Source organism: Vibrio sagamiensis NBRC 104589, assembly GCF_007990935.1.
Taxonomy (GTDB): domain Bacteria; phylum Pseudomonadota; class Gammaproteobacteria; order Enterobacterales; family Vibrionaceae; genus Vibrio; species Vibrio sagamiensis.
The window spans coordinates 1-3,077 of record NZ_BJXJ01000091.1; the positions used below are offsets into that span (position 1 = coordinate 1).

Annotated in this window: 1 protein-coding gene and 1 pseudogene; one reads left to right on the forward strand and one right to left on the reverse strand. The window is 32.5% G+C overall.

The window, feature by feature from the left end; genetic code table 11:
• A pseudogene (locus VSA01S_RS19380) lies at positions 1–257 on the forward strand (sphingomyelin phosphodiesterase); the annotation flags it as partial.
• A 114-nt stretch (positions 258–371) separates the two neighbouring features.
• Here VSA01S_RS19380 and VSA01S_RS19385 read toward each other — a convergent pair.
• Positions 372–1,262 (reverse strand): YopJ family acetyltransferase, encoded by an 891-nt coding sequence (locus tag VSA01S_RS19385; RefSeq protein WP_039983932.1) that lies wholly within the window; start codon positions 1,260–1,262, stop codon positions 372–374.
• Positions 1,263–3,077: the final 1,815 nt, after the last annotated feature.

Consider the following 3,077-nt stretch of genomic DNA (forward strand, 5'->3'; position numbering starts at 1 on the left):
TAACTTTAAACTTAATTGAGCCTCCACCTGCTAATGATCTTATATACAGTTATGATCCTTATTTAAATCAGAATATTACATATTATGATGAATCCGATAGAGAGAGGTTGGACTATTTATTATATGTTGATAATGGAAGTGTACTTGCAAGTAGTAGTAAAATAGAAGTTCCAAGGAGCTTTGACATTGATATGTGGGGAACTTGGGATTTATCAGATCATTTTGCAGTCAGCGCCAAGTTTACTGTTCCAGAATAATAAGAAATATTGATCGTATCGTATTCTAGAAACTAGCTAAATGATTGGCTCGTAAATAGAAGGTGTTCAGGTAGGCACCTCAAAAACACCTTCAATTTTTGCAACAAGCGCGTCTCAACGTTTAGACGCGCTTATATGGGAGAACAATGATTCAATCTCCATTCTCCTTTTTAATTCAATTGAGTTGCTGTACGTTATTTTCTTTCCATTGCTCTCAATAGAGGTCACATTTCTGTCCTGTCTTTCTTTTAATGTTTCACCTTTCTTATTGATACAAGCATCCCTTATTGAAGAGTTGGCATTTAGGTACCTCTCTAACCGAGACGGTGATTGTGTATGCTTCATAAAAGACGGTGGGATTAAAAAGTCGGCTTCATTCTTATTTAATATTCCATGGTCAGTTTTAAGGTCACCAGATATGTTTTTTTCATGAATCTGATGCATAGCAGATTTCTCCTTGAGCATTTTGTTAACTAGAAATAAGCTAAACATTCCACAATCACCATTGCTTCTTTGTAAATCCGTTTCAACAAAAGCAAATGAAGCATCCGGGAATTCTCTGTTTACAGCCTGCATGCATCTAAAAGCCAGCAACGCAGGGCCCATACCCTGTACCGTTGCTGGTTCAATACCTATAATGGATATTTTGTCGTTAGTTTTTAAAAATTCGAATGCAGAAAAATGAGTCCCTCCTTCTCCCATATTTACAACAAAACGAGCAGACATTTTGTTTTCTTCTAAAAGAAGCTTTATCTTCTCCATCATTTCTAATGGAGAATCACAATAATGAGCATTTAAATCATGCTTCTTATTATTAGCTAGCGATAGAAAATCCACCATAAACTCTTTATCTTTACTTGCAGTGGTCGAAGCTTCAAGTTGATATCCATGCTTTATAGCGGCATCAACTTTATCTAAATATCTTTCTAAGCTTTCTTTATTTGATTTATGTATTGGTTCCTCTGACCTCTGTAGACCTGCTGAGTAATTCAAGTTTATTTTCATTATTATTTCCACCTTTAATACATTACACTACTAATTCCAAACTCAATCCAAGAATTCTGTCACACCTCTACCTGCTTTCGTTTCAACATCGTCCAAATCTCTCATCAATGTAGACTTATCATAAATCCTTCCATTGACTTCCAGTTCAGACATGGACATTCATCAAATCAAGGGCTTCGTAGCTCCTCTAACTTCCATTAATGATCACTTTACTTGGTAAACCATTTTGTATGATGGCCTTATTCAAAAGGCTTTAGCGGCTGCCCCATAACGGTTAGGATTCAGATAATAATCAACGAGCCAGACACTGCCCTCTTTTTCCGGCGGAGGTTGTGCTGTAGAATAGGTGTAAATTTGATAATTAAGTGATTAGCGGTGGCATGATCCACATTCACACCATGATCGAGTTGTATCTCTTCAATATCTCGATGACTAAGCTTGTAAATAGGATAATTTCAAAAATGACTTCCCACTATAGAATTCTAAATATACGTTTCCGATATAAATTCATTAACGCCATCTTTGATAAATGAAGCTTTACTTTTGTATTTTCCTTTGAAATGACATCTGGAAAGTTATATTCCGAGGTGTTAGTACCATTAAAGCAATAGAAGTATGAACAGTTTAAAGTACACCAAGATGTTAGCTTAAATATAGATTTTATTATTTACATATGGTAATTCAATGCTTCTATTCATCATTTTGCCTTTTATTTTTTAATATCTTACTGTAAGCAAAATTAGTTCAATCAGCAGTAAAAGATAAATTATTTTCCTTTAGGTTGTTAAGGTTAAAGTCTATGATATTTGTCTCAACCATTTTGATTTAGCCCAGCCACCACTGCAGTGTTTTAACATGTTGCCAGCAAGTTTTTTACTTTTTTTGATTGTACATTTGACTATTCAGTTTTTTATCTAACTCTTTCATTTTAAAATTTCCTTATTTTAAAATCAATTAGAGCTTAATATTTAACTTTGTTTTAAATGAAAAGCTCGGGGTTAACATTATATAAACCAATGTGAAAATTCAATAGACAATTGAACCTTATAAATACTATCTACGTTGATTTGTGATAAGAACCTTATTTCCTTTAATAATTAATGATATGTAAGTAATTTCTTTTTATTTATTCTAATTTAAGCCCTGATAAGTCCTCACGAATTTATAACGTTATAGAAAATGATTTCACTATTTCGGATAAGCGGTGATAGATGTAAATGAGTAAAGGTTCACTAGATAGTACCCAGCATCACTCAAATACCTATTTTCAAACAAAAATTACTTTTATTATATCTGATATTTCTCATCGAAAAAAAATACAAATCAAAACATTATTTTCATATAAAATAATAACTAACTTCCATCAAGACATTACTTTCCTCCTGTTAACCTCACTCATCACTCATCACTCCTGTATGTTCATCTCAATAAATCATTTGATTAGATTATATTTCTCAAGCAATTTTCATCACTAATCAGCCCAAATTTTAATGAATAGGGTATTTTAGCCTCTATTTCATTTTTGATGGGCAATGTCACCACCCAATAAATAACACGACCAATGGTTTATTAATGTTTATTATATAATTAAAAGCAGCATTTAACCTGATGAATATCAAATATTGATAAATTGACAAGGTATATATTATATTTTTAGATGATATAAGGATAAATTAAAAATACAATAATATTCTTTATTGTTAATAATGAATATCTCCCATGCAATTAAAATCGCTGATACTCACGGCTGCACTCTTAGTCAGTGGGGCTCTTTTCGCTTCAGAGCAAGAAACCATCACTTGTGATTCCAAAACA